The 15,881-nt window shown below is 62.5% G+C and carries 17 protein-coding genes; 9 read left to right on the forward strand and 8 right to left on the reverse strand.

Going from position 1 to position 15,881, the window contains the following annotated elements; all coding sequences use genetic code 11:
- Position 1 precedes the first annotated feature (1 nt).
- From CKW37_RS26815 to gloB, 4 genes are all read right to left on the reverse strand, one after another.
- A complete protein-coding gene (locus tag CKW37_RS26815) occupies positions 2-1,855 on the reverse strand; it encodes an extracellular solute-binding protein (RefSeq protein ID WP_095159214.1) in 1,854 nt (617 codons plus the stop codon).
- Positions 1,852-3,681 carry an extracellular solute-binding protein gene (locus tag CKW37_RS26820; protein ID WP_177454485.1) on the reverse strand — a complete coding sequence of 610 codons (1,830 nt, stop codon included), beginning with the start codon at positions 3,679-3,681 and terminating at the stop codon, positions 1,852-1,854. The genes CKW37_RS26815 and CKW37_RS26820 overlap by 4 nt, the downstream gene beginning before the upstream one ends.
- Before the next feature lie 119 nt (positions 3,682-3,800).
- A complete protein-coding gene (locus CKW37_RS26825) occupies positions 3,801-5,231 on the reverse strand; it encodes a transglycosylase SLT domain-containing protein (RefSeq protein ID WP_095159215.1) in 1,431 nt (476 codons plus the stop codon).
- A 100-nt stretch (positions 5,232-5,331) separates the two neighbouring features.
- A complete protein-coding gene (gloB, locus tag CKW37_RS26830) occupies positions 5,332-6,111 on the reverse strand; it encodes a hydroxyacylglutathione hydrolase (RefSeq protein ID WP_095159216.1) in 780 nt (259 codons plus the stop codon).
- A 79-nt stretch (positions 6,112-6,190) separates the two neighbouring features.
- Between gloB and CKW37_RS26835 the strand changes: the two genes are divergently transcribed.
- From CKW37_RS26835 to CKW37_RS26860, 6 genes are all read left to right on the forward strand, one after another.
- Positions 6,191-6,973 carry a class I SAM-dependent methyltransferase gene (locus CKW37_RS26835; RefSeq protein ID WP_095159217.1) on the forward strand — a complete coding sequence of 261 codons (783 nt, stop codon included), beginning with the start codon at positions 6,191-6,193 and terminating at the stop codon, positions 6,971-6,973.
- A gap of 8 nt (positions 6,974-6,981) precedes the next feature.
- Positions 6,982-7,428, forward strand: a complete 447-nt coding sequence (rnhA, locus tag CKW37_RS26840) for a ribonuclease HI (protein ID WP_095159218.1) — start codon at positions 6,982-6,984, stop codon at positions 7,426-7,428.
- Between the two features lie 91 nt (positions 7,429-7,519).
- A complete protein-coding gene (gene dnaQ, locus CKW37_RS26845) occupies positions 7,520-8,260 on the forward strand; it encodes a DNA polymerase III subunit epsilon (protein ID WP_256587880.1) in 741 nt (246 codons plus the stop codon).
- 87 nt (positions 8,261-8,347) lie between these two features.
- On the forward strand, positions 8,348-10,597 hold the full coding sequence (locus tag CKW37_RS26850; RefSeq protein ID WP_095159220.1) for an Orn/Lys/Arg decarboxylase N-terminal domain-containing protein: 2,250 nt from the start codon (positions 8,348-8,350) through the stop codon (positions 10,595-10,597).
- 58 nt (positions 10,598-10,655) lie between these two features.
- Positions 10,656-11,225, forward strand: coding sequence for an SPOR domain-containing protein (locus CKW37_RS26855; protein ID WP_095159221.1), 570 nt, complete (start codon positions 10,656-10,658; stop codon positions 11,223-11,225).
- Between the two features lie 102 nt (positions 11,226-11,327).
- Positions 11,328-11,753 (forward strand): GTP pyrophosphokinase, encoded by a 426-nt coding sequence (locus CKW37_RS26860; protein WP_095159222.1) that lies wholly within the window; start codon positions 11,328-11,330, stop codon positions 11,751-11,753.
- Between the two features lie 3 nt (positions 11,754-11,756).
- Here the strand turns inward: CKW37_RS26860 and CKW37_RS26865 are convergent, their stop codons facing one another.
- From CKW37_RS26865 to CKW37_RS32650, 3 genes are all read right to left on the reverse strand, one after another.
- Positions 11,757-12,446: an endonuclease gene (locus CKW37_RS26865; protein ID WP_095159223.1), complete on the reverse strand. Its 690-nt coding sequence runs from the start codon at positions 12,444-12,446 to the stop codon at positions 11,757-11,759.
- 5 nt (positions 12,447-12,451) lie between these two features.
- A complete protein-coding gene (locus CKW37_RS26870; RefSeq protein WP_095159224.1) occupies positions 12,452-12,676 on the reverse strand; it encodes a DUF1654 domain-containing protein in 225 nt (74 codons plus the stop codon).
- A gap of 94 nt (positions 12,677-12,770) precedes the next feature.
- Entirely contained in the window at positions 12,771-13,034 is a 264-nt protein-coding gene (locus tag CKW37_RS32650) for a hypothetical protein (protein WP_143502145.1), read from the reverse strand.
- 87 nt (positions 13,035-13,121) lie between these two features.
- Between CKW37_RS32650 and CKW37_RS26875 the strand changes: the two genes are divergently transcribed.
- Complete coding sequence (locus CKW37_RS26875) at positions 13,122-14,138, forward strand: LacI family DNA-binding transcriptional regulator (protein ID WP_095159225.1); 1,017 nt, start codon at positions 13,122-13,124, stop codon at positions 14,136-14,138.
- A 9-nt stretch (positions 14,139-14,147) separates the two neighbouring features.
- Positions 14,148-15,059 carry a ribokinase gene (rbsK, locus tag CKW37_RS26880; protein ID WP_095159226.1) on the forward strand — a complete coding sequence of 304 codons (912 nt, stop codon included), beginning with the start codon at positions 14,148-14,150 and terminating at the stop codon, positions 15,057-15,059.
- 6 nt (positions 15,060-15,065) lie between these two features.
- Here the strand turns inward: rbsK and CKW37_RS26885 are convergent, their stop codons facing one another.
- Positions 15,066-15,266, reverse strand: coding sequence for a hypothetical protein (locus CKW37_RS26885; protein ID WP_095159227.1), 201 nt, complete (start codon positions 15,264-15,266; stop codon positions 15,066-15,068).
- 176 nt (positions 15,267-15,442) lie between these two features.
- On the opposite strand from CKW37_RS26885, the gene CKW37_RS26890 reads away from it, so the two are divergent.
- Positions 15,443-15,745 (forward strand): hypothetical protein, encoded by a 303-nt coding sequence (locus CKW37_RS26890; protein WP_095159228.1) that lies wholly within the window; start codon positions 15,443-15,445, stop codon positions 15,743-15,745.
- Positions 15,746-15,881: the final 136 nt, after the last annotated feature.

Here is a 15,881-nt window from a genome sequence, read left to right on the forward strand (position 1 = left end):
GTCACTGCTCCCCGTTCGCGGATGCCGCATCACTCGGCGGTGTGACCGGGATGGCCGGCTTCACCTCTGGCTTGATCCACCAGGTCGTGATGCCGATATCGTACTTGGGCGGCGTTTCCGGGTGGCCGATGTGGTTCCAGTAGGCCACGCGCCAGGTCTTGATGTGCCAGTTGGGGACAACGTAGAAGCCCCACAGCAGCACGCGATCAAGGGCGCGGGTGTGGGCCACCAGGCTCTGCCGCGAGTCGGCGTTGATCAGCGATTCCACCAGGCTGTCGACGGCCGGGTCCTTGAGCCCCATGAAGTTGCGGCTGCCGGGGTTGTCGGCGCTGCTGCTCTGCCAGAACTCACGCTGTTCGTTGCCCGGCGAGTTGGACTGCGGGAAGCCGCCGACGATCATGTCGAAGTCCCGCGAGCGCAGGCGGTTGATGTATTCCGCGACGTCGACCCGGCGGATGTTCAGGGTGATGCCGAGGTCGGCGAGATTGCGTTTGTAGGGCAGCAGGATCCGTTCGAACTCGGTCTGCGCCAACAGGAATTCGATGGTCAGCGGCTTGCCCTGGGCATCGACCATCTTGTCGTTCTCGATACGCCAGCCGGCCTCCTGCAGCAGCTTGTAGGCCTGGCGCTGCTGTTCGCGGATCATCCCACTGCCGTCGGTTACCGGGTTTTTGAAGGCTTCGCTGAACACCTGTTCGGGGACTTTCCCACGCAACGGCTCAAGGATTTTCAGCTCTTCCGGGCCCGGCAGGCCGCTGGCGGCCATTTCGGAGTTCTCGAAGTAGCTGCCGGTGCGGGTGTAGGCGCCGTTGAACAGTTGCTTGTTGGTCCACTCGAAGTCGAGCAGCAGGCTCAGTGCCTGACGAACCCGCACATCCTGGAATACCGGGCGGCGCAGGTTGAAGACGAAGCCTTGCATGCCGGTCGGAGTGCCGTTGAGGATTTCTTCGCGGATCAGGCGTTTTTCCCGCACCGCCGGAATGTTGTAGGCGGTGGCCCAGTTCTTCGCGCTGGTTTCGAACCAGTAGTCGAACTGGCCGGCCTTGAGCGCTTCGAGGGCGACGGTGTTGTCGCGGAAGTAGTCGACGGTGATGGTGTCGAAATTGTAGAAGCCGCGGTTGATGGGCAGGTCCTTGCCCCAGTAGTCCTTGTCGCGCACAAGGCGGATCGTGCGGCCGGCTTTTACGTCGGCGACACGGTACGGACCGCTGCCGACCGGGACTTCCAGGCCGCTCTTGGTGAAGTCACGGCCTTCCCACCAGTGTTTCGGCAGGACGGGCAGTTGGCCGAGGATCAGCGGCAGCTCGCGGTTGTTGCTGTGCTTGAACTTGAACAGCACCCGCAGCGGGTCTTCGGCGACGACTTCGGCCACGTCGGCGTAATAGCCGCGATACATGGGGGCGCCGTTCTTGATCAGGGTGTTGAAGGTGAACACGACATCTTCCGCGCGGATCGGCTTGCCGTCGTGAAAGCGCGCTTCGGGGCGCAGGTAGAAGCGTACCCAACTGTTGTCCGGGGCTTTCTCGATCTGTCGTGCGACCAGTCCGTATTCGGTGAAGGGTTCGTCGAGGCTGGCGCGGGCGAGGGTGTCGTAGATCAGCTCGATGTTGTCTGCCGGGACGCCCTTGCTGATGAACGGATTGAGGCTGTCGAAGCCGCCAAAGCCGTTCTGGCGGAACGTGCCGCCTTTGGGTGCGTCGGGGTTTACGTAGTCGAAATGCTTGAAGTTGGCCGGGTACTTCGGCGCTTCGTTGTACAGGGTCACGGCGTGCTGCGGCGCGGCCAGGGTCGACAGGCTCAGGCTGGCCAGCAGCAGGCCGCCGAGCAACTGGCGCAGACGAGGCATTGGCATCATTGGGCGTTCTCCGAAGGCGTGAGCCACCAACTATTCAGCCCGAGGGTGTAGGGCGGCGTGGCGACGAAGGCGAACCGGTTGCGGTAGGCCAGGCGGTGATAGTCGAGGTACCAGTTGGGAATCATGTAGTGCTGCCAGAGCAGTACGCGGTCCAGGGCGCGGGCGGCGGCCACCTGGTCATCGCGGCTCTGGGCGGCGAGCAGGGCTTCGAGCAGGTGGTCGACCACCGGGCTGCTCACGCCAGCGTAGTTCTTGCTGCCTTTGGTCGTCGCCTGGCTGGAGTGAAAGTACTGCCACTGTTCCAGGCCCGGGCTGAGGGTCTGGGTCAGGGTCATCAGGATCATGTCGAAGTCGAACTGATCCAGTCGCTGTTTGTACTGGGCGCGGTCGACCGTGCGCAGGCGTGCGTCGATGCCGATGCTGGCGAGGTTTTCCACGTAGGGCTGGAGGATGCGTTCCAGGTTCGGGTTGACCAGCAGGATTTCAATTTTCAGTGGTTGGCCGTTGCTGTTGAGCAGGCGCTGCCCGGACAGCTTCCAGCCCGCCTGGCCGAGTAGCTCCAGGGCCTGGCGCAGGTTGTCGCGGCCGATGCCTCGGCCGTCGGTGCGGCTGACGCTGTAGGGTTGGGTCAGCAGTGCGGCGGGAAGCTGGTCGCGGTAGGGCGCCAGCAGCAGCCACTCCTTGCCCACAGGCAGGCCTTCGGCGCTGAATTCGCTGTTGGGGTAGAAGCTGGTGGCGCGTCGATAGGCGTTGCTGAACAGCGCGCGGTTGGTCCATTCGAAATCCAGCATCAGGCCCAGCGCCTGGCGCACGCGGCGGTCGGCGAAGGCGGCGCGGCGGCTGTTCATGAACAGGCCTTGGGTCTGGGTCGGGATCTGGTGCTTGATCTGCGCCTGGATGACCTCGCCACGGCGCACGGCCGGGAAGTTGTAACCGTTGGCCCAGTTTTTCGCCTGGTGCTCGATGTAGATATCGAATTCGCCGGCCTTGAAGGCTTCGAAGGCCACATCGCTATCGCGGTAGAACTCGTACTCCACGCGGTCGAAGTTGTACTTGCCGCGGTTGACGGCGAGGTCCTTGCCCCACCAGTCCTTGGCCCGCTCGAACACCAGGCGTCGCCCCGGCTGCACCTGGGTGATGCGATAGGGGCCGCTGCCCAGCGGCGGCTCGAAGGTAGTGGCCTTGAAGTCGCGGCCGTTCCAATAGTGCTGGGCGAGCACCGGCATCTCGCCCAGGCGCAGGATCAGCAAGGGGTTGCCGGCGCGCTTGAAGACGAAGCGAATGCGCTGCGGGTTGAGAATGTCGACCCGCTGCACTTCCTGAAGGTTGGTGCGGTAGATCGGGTGACCGTCCTTGAGCAGGGTGCGGTAGGAGAACGCGACGTCCGCCGCGGTGATGGGGCTGCCATCGTGAAAACGGGCTTCGGGGCGCAGGTTGAACACCACCCAACTGCGGTCCTCGCTGTACTCCACCGAGCGGGCGATCAGGCCGTAGCTGGACGTCGCCTCATCGCCGGAGGGGTCGTACTGGCCGGTGCCGACCATAAGGGTTTCGTTGAGCTCACTGACCCCGTACTGCAGGAAGTTCGGCGTGGTTACCGGACTGCTGCCCTTGAAGGTGTAGGGGTTGAGGGTATCGAAGGTGCCGAATGCCATGGCCCGCAAGGTGCCTCCCTTGGGAGCTTGCGGGTTGACCCAGTCGAAGTGGGTGAATCTGGCAGGGTACTTGAGCGTGCCGAACTGGGCGTAACCGTGACTTTCGGTGATGGTCGCGCCCGCGGGAAAGCTCAAGGCCAGGCTGAGTGACAGCAGGAGGGGACGTATCAAGTCGGCGATCCGATCCAGGCGGCTTGGGCTTTATTGTCCCTACAGTAACAGCTTGTATCAGCAGGAAAAAGGGCGCATCCCCAGACGTCAACGCACCGCTCCATGGCGGTGCGTTCCACTTAATGAGGCAGATAGACAGTGAGGGTCTGGCCGGGCTTCAGCGCCTGGCCGCTGCGCGGGTTCCAACGCTTGAGGTGCTGCATTTCCACGTTGAAGCGTTTGGCGACCAGATACAGCGAGTCACCCTTGCGAACCTTGTACTGGGTTGCGCGTTTTTTCGCATCAGCGGCGGAGAGTGAGGCGACCGTGGTGGCGGGCTGAACGCTTTGCATGACCAGGGTCTGGCCGGGCTTGAGGCGGTTGCCGCTGAGCTTGTTCCAGCGCTGCAGGTCGTTGACGCTGACGCGGTTGGCCTTGGCGATGCTGCCCAGGCTGTCGCCGCGCTTGACCCGGTAGCGGGTGCTGCGGGCCGGTGCCGAGGCTTCCGCCAGGGCGGCTTCGAACACTGCGGATTTCGGCCGCAGGGTGAGCAGTTCTTCGGGTCTCATGTTCGACAGGCTGGTGGTGAGCAACTGCGCCTTGGCAGTGGGCACCAGCAGTTGCTGCGGACCGTCCACGGTCATGCGCTTCTTGAAGGCCGGGTTGAGCTGGAACAGTTCGTCTTCGTCGATCTCGGCCAGGGCCGCGACCCGGGACAGGTCAACACGGTCCTTGATCGCGACGGCTTCGAAATAGGGTTCGTTGGCGATCGGGTTGAGGTTCACTCCGTAGGCCTGCGGGGTCAGGACCACTTGCGACAGGGCCAGCAGCTTGGGCACGTAGTCGCGGGTTTCCTGAGGCAGGGGCAGGTTCCAGTAGTCGGTGGGCAGGCCGAGGCGCTCGTTGCGCTCGATGGCCCGGCTGACGGTGCCTTCACCCGCGTTGTAGGCCGCCAGAGCCAGCAGCCAGTCACCGTTGAACATGTCGTGCAGGCGGCCCAGGTAGTCGAGGGCGGCGTTGGTCGACGCGGTGATGTCGCGACGGCCGTCGTAGAAGTTGGTTTGACGCAGGTTGTAGTGGCGGCCGGTGGACGGGATGAACTGCCACAGCCCGACGGCGTGGGCGCGAGAGTAGGCCATGGGGTTGTAGGCGCTCTCGATGGCCGGCAGCAGTGCCAGTTCCAGCGGCATGTCGCGCTCTTCGAGGCGTTCGACGATGTAGTGGATGTACAGGCTGCCGCGATCACCCGCGGTTTCGAGGAAGGTCGGGTTGCTGGCGAACCACAGGCGCTGCTGCTCGATACGCGGGTTGACGTTGATGTCGTCCTGCAACTGGAAGCCCTGGCGAATGCGCTCCCAGACGTCCTGCGGCGCCTGCTCGACCGGCTTGGCCTGGACGAACACAGGCTTCTGCTTGATACGAGGCTGGACGTGCATGCGAACGCTTTCGGCGTCGCCCATTTGACTGGTGCTCTGGCAGCCCACGAGAGTGGCTGACAGGCCGAGCGCGATGGCCTGTGCCAGGCGCGTCAGGGCGACGGATTTGAAGGTTCTGCGGCAAGTGGACGACATTGGCTGGGATAAAGTTCCGGGCGAAAATGTCGGGCGATTCTAGAAAGCGCCCCACACTCGGTCAACCTTTCAGAACTGCACGGTCATCAAGCGGCAATCCTTAGAACGTATCCTTCCAGGCCCGCAAGCCAGCAAAAACAGCACTTGGCGTAGGGTTTATAGCCCCTGTCCGTTCGTCTGCTTTTTCTTTAACGGATGTTTCCCCGGTGCGTAAAAAGGGGTTGGTGAGCCTTTCCAGCGCGATGGTTGATGGCAACGTGATGCGATTTTCCGCACGCAAGCGGGTAACTTCCTCGAATCGCTGGGCAACATGCGGGTTTTCCGGCTCAACGGCGCGAGCGAAGCGCAGGTTGCTCAAGGTGTATTCATGAGCGCAGAAGACGAGGGTCGCCTCAGGCAGCGCCGCCAGCCGTTGCAGCGAGCCGTGCATTTGCACCGGCGTGCCTTCGAACATCCGGCCGCAGCCGGCGGCGAATAGCGTGTCGCCGCTGAACAGAAGGGGCGTTGGCGTGCGCTCGGTGAAATAGGCAATGTGTCCGAGGGTGTGGCCGGGTACCGCGAATACCTGGAAGTCCACGCCCAGCACCTGGACCTCGGCATTGTCCTCCAGGGCCACGTCGCGGGCCGGGATCTGCTCGTGGGCCGGGCCGCAGACCCGCGCGCCAGTGGCGGCCTTCAGCGCTTCGACACCGCCGACATGGTCATGGTGATGGTGGGTGATGAGGATGTCCTCGAGGCGCCAGTCCGGGTGGTTTTCCAGCCAGGCCAGCACGGGTGCCGCGTCGCCCGGGTCGACCACCGCGCAGCGACGACTGGCGGGATCCTGCAACAACCAGATGTAGTTGTCGCTGAAAGCGGGCAAGGCTTCTATCTGTATCATCGAGCGATTCGCCAAACGTGGGACAAGGGTGCATCTTAGTAGCTATGTGCTCTGTCGAGAACCTTCCAGGGAGATTGCAATGACCGATCAAGCCTTCGCCCAGGCCGATCCGGAGTGGCTCGAACTGATCAGCCAAGCCCGTGACTGGTTCGCCGGGCCCTTGGGACAACTGATGCTCAAGGAGGAGCAACGTCTGCTGGAGGAAGAACTGGGGCGCTATTTCGGTGGCTACCTGGTGCATTACGGGCCCAGTGCCGAGCCGCCGCCGACTGCGCCGCAGGTGCAGCGTAATGTCCGTCTCGGCGCGCCGTTGCCCGGAGTGGAGATCGTCTGTGAGGAGCAGGCCTGGCCGCTCAGCGAGCATGCCGCCGATGTTGTCGTGTTGCAGCACGGGCTGGATTTCTGTCTGTCGCCCCACGGCCTGCTGCGTGAAGCGGCGAGCAGCGTGCGTCCTGGCGGTCACTTGCTGATCGTCGGGATCAATCCCTGGAGCAGTTGGGGCATGCGCCGGGTGTTCGCTCATGATGCGTTACGCAAGGCGCGCTGCATCTCGCCTTCGCGGGTCGGCGACTGGCTTAACCTGCTGGGTTTCGCGCTGGAGAAACGCCGTTTCGGGTGCTATCGTCCGCCGCTTGCTTCGCCGGCCTGGCAAACCCGGTTGGCGGGGTGGGAACGCGTTGCCGGGCGCTGGCAGAGTGCCGGTGGCGGGGTCTATCTGCTCGTGGCGCGCAAGATGGTGGTCGGCCTGCGGCCCCTGCGCCAGGCGCGTCGCGAACCGATGGGCAAGCTGCTGCCGCTGCCGCTGGCCAAGGTCAACCGCCAGTCTCCCCACCCCGAAGGCAGAACCTTCAACGATGAATAAGGCTGTACATGAGCGATAGCGTCGAGATCTACACCGATGGCGCCTGCAAGGGCAATCCTGGCCCTGGCGGCTGGGGCGTCCTGATGGTTTGCAAGGGCGTCGAGAAAGAGCTCTGGGGTGGCGAGCGCGACACCACCAACAACCGCATGGAGTTGATGGCGGCGATCAAGGGCCTGGAGGCATTGAATCGTGAATGCGAGGTGCGGCTGGTAACCGACTCGCAGTACGTCATGAAGGGCATCACCGAGTGGATGACCAACTGGAAGAAGCGCGGCTGGAAGACCGCCGCCAAGGAGCCGGTGAAGAACGCCGACCTCTGGAAGCTTCTCGATGAGCAGGTCAACCGGCATAAGGTCACGTGGCAATGGGTTCGCGGGCATATCGGCCATCACGGCAACGAGCGTGCCGATCAGTTGGCCAACCGCGGCGTTGACGAGGTACGCGGCGTTCGCTGACAAGCGCCGCCGATGAATCCGGGACGCGACGGCGAAGGTGGGGTAAGATTCGCCGCTTTGAGCAACACGGCAGGAGATCACCGACGTGGATTTGCAAAACAACAGGTCGGTCGTCCTCGATACCGAGACCACCGGTATGCCGGTCACCGACGGTCACCGGATCATCGAGATCGGCTGCGTCGAACTGGTTGGCCGGCGGCTGACGGGGCGTCACTTCCACGTTTACCTGCAGGGGGACCGTGACAGCGACGAGGGCGCCATCGGCGTCCACGGCATCACCGACGAATTCCTCAAGGACAAGCCGCGCTTCGCCGAAGTCGCCGACGAATTCTTCGAGTTCATCCAGGGTGCGCGGCTGATCATCCACAACGCGGCGTTCGACGTTGGCTTCATCAACAACGAATTCGCCCTGCTCGGCCAGCAAGACCGCGCCGACATTTCCCAGCATTGCGAAATCCTCGACACCCTGGTGATGGCGCGTGGTCGCCACCCGGGCCAGCGCAACAGCCTCGACGCGCTTTGCAAACGCTACGGCGTCGACAACTCGGGCCGTGAACTGCACGGCGCGTTGCTCGACTCCGAGTTGCTCGCCGATGTCTTCCTGACCATGACCGGTGGCCAGACCAGCCTTTCGCTGGCGGGCCACGATGGTGAAGGCGAGGGCGGGTCTGACCAGGGCAGCGAGATTCGCCGTTTGCCGGCCACACGCCAGGCGGGACGAATCATCCGCGCCAGCGCCGCTGAGCTGGAAGGCCACGTGGCGCGTCTTGGCGCCGTCGCTAAGTCAGCGGGCGGCCCCGCCCTCTGGCAGCAACTGGCCGAGGCCAACTGAGGCATTTTCCGCGCGCCATGGCGGCAACCTTCTACCCTGAGATGAACGGCCCACGGGGCCTGTCGCAGGAAGAAGGTAGCGCCGCCCATGTACAAGGACCTCAAGTTCCCCGTTCTTATCGTTCATCGTGACATCAAGGCCGACACCGTGGCCGGCGACCGCGTGCGCGGCATCGCTCAAGAACTCGCGCAAGACGGTTTCACTATCCTCAGCGCTACCGATTACGCCGAAGGCCGGCTGGTTGCCGCGACTCATCATGGCCTCGCTTGCATGCTGATCGCCGCCGAAGGGGCTGGCGAAAACACCCACCTGCTGCAGAACATGGTCGAACTGATCCGCCTGGCGCGCTCACGTGCGCCGCATTTGCCGATTTTCGCCCTCGGTGAGCAGGTCACCCTGGAAAATGCCCCGGCCGATGCCATGAGCGAACTGAACCAGTTGCGCGGCATTCTCTACTTGTTCGAAGACACCGTGCCCTTTCTCGCCCGCCAGGTCGCGCGGGCGGCACACAATTATCTGGACGGTCTGCTGCCGCCGTTTTTCAAGGCGCTGGTGCAACACACTGCCCAGTCCAATTATTCCTGGCATACCCCGGGGCACGGTGGCGGGGTGGCTTACCGCAAGAGTCCGGTGGGGCAGGCGTTTCATCAGTTCTTTGGGGAAAATACCCTGCGCTCGGACCTCTCGGTATCGGTGCCGGAGCTGGGTTCCCTGCTGGATCACACCGGCCCCTTGGCGGAAGCGGAGGCCCGCGCGGCACGCAATTTCGGCGCCGACCATACCTTCTTCGTAATCAACGGCACCTCGACCGCGAACAAAATCGTCTGGCATTCCATGGTCGGTCGCGACGATCTGGTGCTGGTGGACCGCAACTGCCACAAGTCGGTGTTGCACGCGATCATCATGACCGGCGCCATTCCGTTGTACTTGTGCCCGGAGCGCAATGAACTGGGCATCATCGGGCCAATTCCGCTCAGCGAGTTCAGCGCCGAGTCGATCCGCGCGAAGATTCTCGCCAACCCGCTGGCCCGTGGGCGCGAGCCGCGGGTGAAGATGGCGGTGGTGACCAACTCCACCTATGACGGCCTGTGCTACAACGCCGAACTGATCAAGCAGACGCTTGGCAAAAGCGTTGATGTGCTGCACTTCGACGAGGCCTGGTACGCCTATGCGGCCTTCCATGAATTCTTTGCCGGGCGCTACGCCATGGGTACATCGCGCGGCGCTGACAGCCCGCTGGTGTTCAGCACCCACTCAACCCACAAGCTGCTGGCGGCTTTCAGCCAGGCGTCGATGATCCATGTGCAGAATGGCGGCAGCCGGCAACTGGATCGGGATCGCTTCAACGAAGCCTTCATGATGCATATCTCTACCTCGCCGCAATACAGCATCCTCGCCTCGCTGGATGTGTCCTCGGCAATGATGGAGGGGCCAGCGGGCCGTTCGCTGCTCCAGGAAATGTTCGACGAGGCGCTGAGTTTTCGTCGGGCCCTGGCCAACCTGCGTGAGCACATTGATGTGCAGGATTGGTGGTTCAGTGTCTGGCAGCCGCCGCGGGTCGAGGGGATTCACCGCATCGCCACCGAGGACTGGTTGCTCGAACCCCAGGCGCAGTGGCACGGGTTTGGCGACGTCAGCGAGGACTATGTGCTGCTCGATCCGATCAAGGTAACGCTGGTCATGCCTGGCCTGGATGCGGGCGGCAGCCTTGATCGCCAGGGTATTCCCGCTGCGGTGGTCAGCAAGTTTCTCTGGGAGCGTGGGTTGGTGGTGGAGAAGACCGGGCTGTATTCCTTTCTGGTGCTGTTCTCGATGGGCATCACCAAGGGCAAGTGGAGCACGCTGCTCACTGAGCTGCTGGAGTTCAAGCGCAACTACGACGCCAACACCGACCTGCTGCAAAGCCTGCCCTGTGTCGCCGCTCAGGATACGCAGCGCTACCGCGGCATGGGCCTGCGTGACCTCTGCGATCAACTGCACGCCTGCTACCGCAGCAACGCCACCGCCAAACAGCTCAAGCGCCTCTACACCCGTCTGCCGGAGGTGGCGATGAAGCCCGCCGACGCCTACGACAAGCTGGTTCGCGGAGACGTCGAGGCGGTGCCCATCGATCAATTGTTAGGGCGTATTGCTGCGGTGATGCTGGTGCCTTATCCGCCGGGCATTCCGCTGATCATGCCGGGCGAGCGTTTCACCGAAGAAACCCGCTCGATCGTCGACTATCTGGCCTTTGCCCGGGCGTTCGACAGCGGTTTTCCCGGCTTCGTTGCCGATGTGCACGGCTTGCAGCAACAGGAAGAGGGGCGCGTCTACACCGTGGACTGCGTCAAGGAGTAGCGGACCCTGGCAACGGCCAGATGCTAGAATCCGCCGCTTGAATTCAGGAGGTAGACGCGTGCGCAAAGTGGCGATGGTAATGGCGGTGCTGGCCCTGGCCGGTTGTGACAACGATGCCGAGCGAGTGCACAAGCAGGTCGCCGAGCATCTGCAGAACCCCAAGACGGCCAAGTTCGCCAACGTGCGCTTCAACAAACAGGGCGATATCTGTGGCCAGTTCCGCGGCAAGGACGACACCGGTACCTTCCTGCCGTATCGCAGTTATGTGGCGATCAAGGAAGGCACGGACTACCGCATCATCATTGACGAAACCGGCAGCGACCTGCGTATTCGTGAGATCTGCGGCGGCGCCGACCTTCAGCGCCGTGCCGATGCCCTGGCCGCCGAACCTGCTCCGCAAGGCTGGGACGTGGAAATCATTCAGGGCCCGAACATGGGTGCGCTCAGCGACATGACCGCGCGCCTGATCGAGAAGGGCATTCCTTCCTCGGTGGTCTACCGCGACGGCAAGCCAGTGGTGCTGTTGGGGCCTTTCGCAGACAAGGCCGAGGCTGAAGCCAGCAAAAACGATGTCATGGCACGCCTGGGTACCGATTCGGTGGTCATCCAGCACGACGCTCCTCGCTGAATCGCTATTGCGGCGCTCTGCGACCGGTACTTGCGCGTTTGTCGGGCTATGCTCTGGAAGAGGGGTTCCATCGACGAATGCAGCAACGGTGAGGAGGGGGCCATGTCCACGCTGGAGCGAGCCATTACGGTTGCAGCCCGGGCCCATGAAGGGCATTGGGATAAAGGGGGCGCCGCATACATCCTGCATCCATTGCGGGTGATGCTGCGGGTATCGACCACTGAACAGCGGATCGTCGCGGTGCTGCACGAAGTCCTGCAGGAGTCGCCCATGACCCTGTCGGATCTGGCGCGCGAGGGCTTCGCCCTGAAGATCCTTGCGGCGGTCCAGGCCCTTAGCCAGCGTAGCGACGAAAGCTATGAAGATTTCGTCGTCAGGGTCGGCTCCGATCCGCTGGCGCGGACGGTGAAGCTGGCGGATCTGGCCGACGAGAGCGATGCCTCGCGGATTGCCATCCCTGGCCCCGCCGACATCGCTCGTTTGCAGCGTTACCAGCAGGCCAGCGCCTACCTGCAGGCGCTGAACTGAGTTTCAGCCGCAGGCCTTGAGGTTCACCGGGCCGACGAACTCGTTGCCGCGGCCCATCACGCAGGCCACGCGCTGGTTGCGCTGAAGCTCCCAGGCCTGGGCGGGGTAGGTCTTGTTCCAGGCTTCATACAACTGCCGGTCCTGCTTGGACAGGCGCAGGTTGTACTGCTTGCTCATGTAGAAATAAGTACGCGCGATCATTCCGCGAATGGAAGGCCGCGGCATGACCTTTTTCGCTTTGAAATCGACCTGGGTCAGGCATGAGCCATATTGCCCGGCCTGCTCCGGCAGCCAGCCGAAGCTGAAGTTGCTGCGGTCGCCATTCACCTCGCCGATGCTCGGCACCAGGTTGTGCAGGTCGGCCTCGGCGCGCTGATAGACCGTATCGTTGCGTGAGCAATTCTTGCGCCCGCCATCCTGCCAGCATTGGCGCTGATGGCCGATCTGCCAGGCCGGAACGATATGTTCCCATTCAATGCGTGATGCCCGGTTGGCGTTCTTGCGCGGTACATAACCACAGCCGGCCAGGTCGACTTTGTTGCCGGTGTACTTGCAGCCGCAATAGAACTCGGTGGACTGCGGCGCATACAGGCGCCAGGCGACTTTCTTGGCTTCGGTAAAGGTGCGTGGTGCGTCGGCTTGGGCGCTGATACTGAACAACAGGCAGGTAGCTGCCAATACAGTGAATCTCATCCGGGTCAGTCTTCCTTCGGCACAGTCCAGAACAACTGCACACCGCCGTCATCACGGTGGGCGAGGGTAACGTTGTCGTTCTCGGCAATTTCTTCGAGCAGGGTTTCCCAGTCGGAGGTCGATTCATGTTCGAGGCGGAAGATCAGTGCGGCCCTGGCGCGCTGCGCGGTAGGTGCGTTGATGATTTTCTGGATCCGGACGCCCAGTTGCTCATAGCTGCTGACAGACATGGATGCTGAGGATGAGGTGGCCACGAAAGTGTTTCCCTTGTTTTTGCTGTATGCGCATACAGTATTTTACTGTAAGGCATTTCGCAACAGATCGTCAGTTAAAGAGCGCATGTGACCGCGCCGCGCCATGTTTGCTGCGCAGTGGTGAAAATAAATTCAGAGGGTTTTCGAGGGTCGGCTGTTCTTCGCGGAACTGGCCTTCGGATGGCTTCTTTGCGGGGTTGGAACTCGGCTTCAGTTTCGGAAAGCCGAACGCTTGTAACAAATTGTTCGGTTTTCCGACAGGGTTGAGCGACAATTCCGAAACTCTCGTGCCTGCCTCACGCGTTTCGGCGAATTTGACAAGGCCATATTGCATTCGCATAGTTGGCTATCGCAAACGTTTGCTATCTCATAAAAATCACGACTTATCGCAGCCGGTGTGCAGACCGGCGGAACTGAAAGCATGGCAACCATTAAAGATGTAGCGGCGCTGGCCGGTATTTCCTACACCACCGTGTCCCACGTGCTGAACAAGACCCGGCCGGTCAGCGAACCTGTACGGCTGAAAGTCGAAGCGGCAATCGCCGAGCTCGATTACGTGCCCAGCGCCGTGGCGCGCTCACTCAAGGCCCGGAGCACGGCCACCATCGGCCTGCTGGTGCCCAATAGCGTCAACCCGTATTTTGCCGAGCTTGCCCGTGGCATCGAGGATGCCTGCGAGCGTAACGGTTATTGCGTGATCCTCTGCAACTCCGATGACAACCCGCAAAAGCAGCGCAGCTACCTCCGCGTGTTGCTGGAAAAACGCGTCGACGGCCTGGTCGTCGCTTCAGTGGGCGAGGAGCGTGACCTGCTCGACAGCCTGGCCTCCGTGCGCACGCCAATGGTGATCGTTGACCGCGCGCTGGACGGCGTGGATGCCGATCTGGTGCGGATCGATCATGAGCAGGGCGCTTATCTGGCGACTCGCCATCTGCTTGATTTGGGGCATGTAGATATTGCCTGTATCAATGGCCCGGCCAATACCAGCGTCGCCAAATTGCGCCTTGCGGGTTTTCGTCGAGCCCTGCGGGAGGCGGGTGTAGGGCTGCGTGACGGGCGGGTACTGGATGGTGACTTCACCAGTCTTGGCGGGTATGAGGCCGCGGCCCAATTGCTGAGTCGGGACCGGCCTACTGCCATTTTCGCCGCTAACGATTTGATGGGTATAGGTGTGTTGCGAGCAGCCGCGGAGCGCAGCATCAGTGTCCCCGGCGAGCTGTCGGTGATTGGATTCGACGATATCCAGATGTGCCCGTACGTGTATCCGGCACTGACCACTGTCGGGCAGTCCATTCGCGAGCTGGGGGAAATGGCTGCGGCGTTACTGCTGCGGCGTATTGTTGGGTCGGGTTCTGCGGCATTGGAGCAGCGCATCATTGCGCCGAAAATCGTTCTGCGCGAGTCGACCGGGCCGAGTCCGGACTTGTTCAGTGGTTGAGGGCTTGTCATGCACGCGAAGGTAGTAGTGGTCGGAAGTCTCAACATGGATCTGGTCACGCGTGCTGAGCGCCTGCCGCGAGCGGGCGAGACGCTGGCGGGGGAGTCGTTCGAGACGGTGCCAGGCGGCAAGGGCGCCAATCAGGCGGTAGCGGCGGCGCGGCTGGGTGCGTCGGTGGCGATGGTCGGTTGTGTTGGTGACGATGCCTATGGCCAACAGTTGCGCGGTGCGTTGCTGACGGAGGGCATTGACTGTCTGGCGGTGGAGGTGGCGGCCGGTGTGTCCAGTGGTGTTGCCCTGATCATGGTGGATGCGGCCAGCCAGAACACCATTGTTGTTATCGCTGGGGGCAATGGCCGGCTGCTGCCGGCCTCGGTCCAGCGTTTCGAGGCTTTATTACGCGACGCTGAGGTGATTGTTTGCCAGATGGAGGTCCCGCCGCAGACGGTTGAGTATGTGCTGGCGCGCGGGCGTGCATTGGGGAAGGCGGTGATTCTCAATCCGGCTCCGGTCAAAGGCCCCTTGCCGGTGGAGTGGTTCGCCACTATCGACTACCTGATTCCGAATGAAAGCGAGGCGTCGGCGTTGACCGGCTTGCCGGTGGACGACCTGCCGTCGGCACAAGCGGCGGCCGATCACCTTATCGCGCTCGGCGCGGGCAAGGTCATCGTCACTCTTGGGGCGCAGGGTGCGCTGCTCGTCAGCGGGGAGGGCAGTGAGCATTTTCCCGCCCCGGTCGTGGCGGCGGTGGATACCACAGCGGCGGGGGATACCTTCGTTGGTGGTTTTGCCGCGGCATTGGCGCAGGGGCGGAGCGAGCGCGAGGCGATTGTCTTCGGTCAGCGGGCCGCAGCGATTTCCGTCACTCGTCCCGGCGCGCAACCGTCGATTCCTTCGCTGGCTGAGGTCGGGAATTTGTAACCTGGGTTACGGGTGCCCGGCAGCGGTGTCATGCCGGTAGCGTTCGAACACTTGGTCGACGAACCCGCGGGCGGCGTCGCTGCCCATTTCCTTGACCAGCAGGTCGAGTGCAATGAGGGTCAATTCTTCCGCTGTGCCCGGGCTGTAGGCGCTCTGGCCTTCGGGCCATTTCACCTTGATGTCGGCATCGATGCTGTGGCTGGTCATGGAGTTCTCGAAACGGCCCGTACTGTTGAGGGGGGAAACGCTGGGCCACTGGCGTTTCGGCAAGGCATGGTCGCAAGCCTTCAGTTAATCATGTCCGCTCGCGCGCGGCTCTGCGACTTAGGCATAACGATGGCGGCGTGGCAAACTAACGGTATTTTCGTTGGCAGGAAAGCACTATGCAGATCGACCTGAACGACCCGAACCAGTTCACTCTGGAGCAGGTGCGCCAATTGATCGCCAGTGGCAACGGCGCGATCCACAATCAACTGCGGGTCGATCGTGCCGGGCATGCCTGGCTCTCCAATGTGGTGGGTGGCGCGCAACTTGATGGTCTGTTGTTTCGTCTGGAAACCTGGTCCGCCGGATCGGGTTGCGTAGGAAGTGTGGCTGCGGAGGACGAGCGTTGGGTTCAGCAGGTATTCAAGGCGCTGCGGGACAACTGGCCTACGCCCGCAAGCGACTACATCGACCTGTACTGAGAGCTGTCATGGCGCAAAATCCGGACACTATTGGCATTTCCCCTTCAAGAACGAGTCAGGCAGACTGACCCGCTTTGCAACAACTGGCATCAAGTGCTGTCGGATCCGGCAGCATTCCCGTATCCCTAAGGAGGAT

The organism is Pseudomonas sp. Irchel 3E13, assembly GCF_900187455.1.
Classification (GTDB): Bacteria; Pseudomonadota; Gammaproteobacteria; order Pseudomonadales; family Pseudomonadaceae; genus Aquipseudomonas.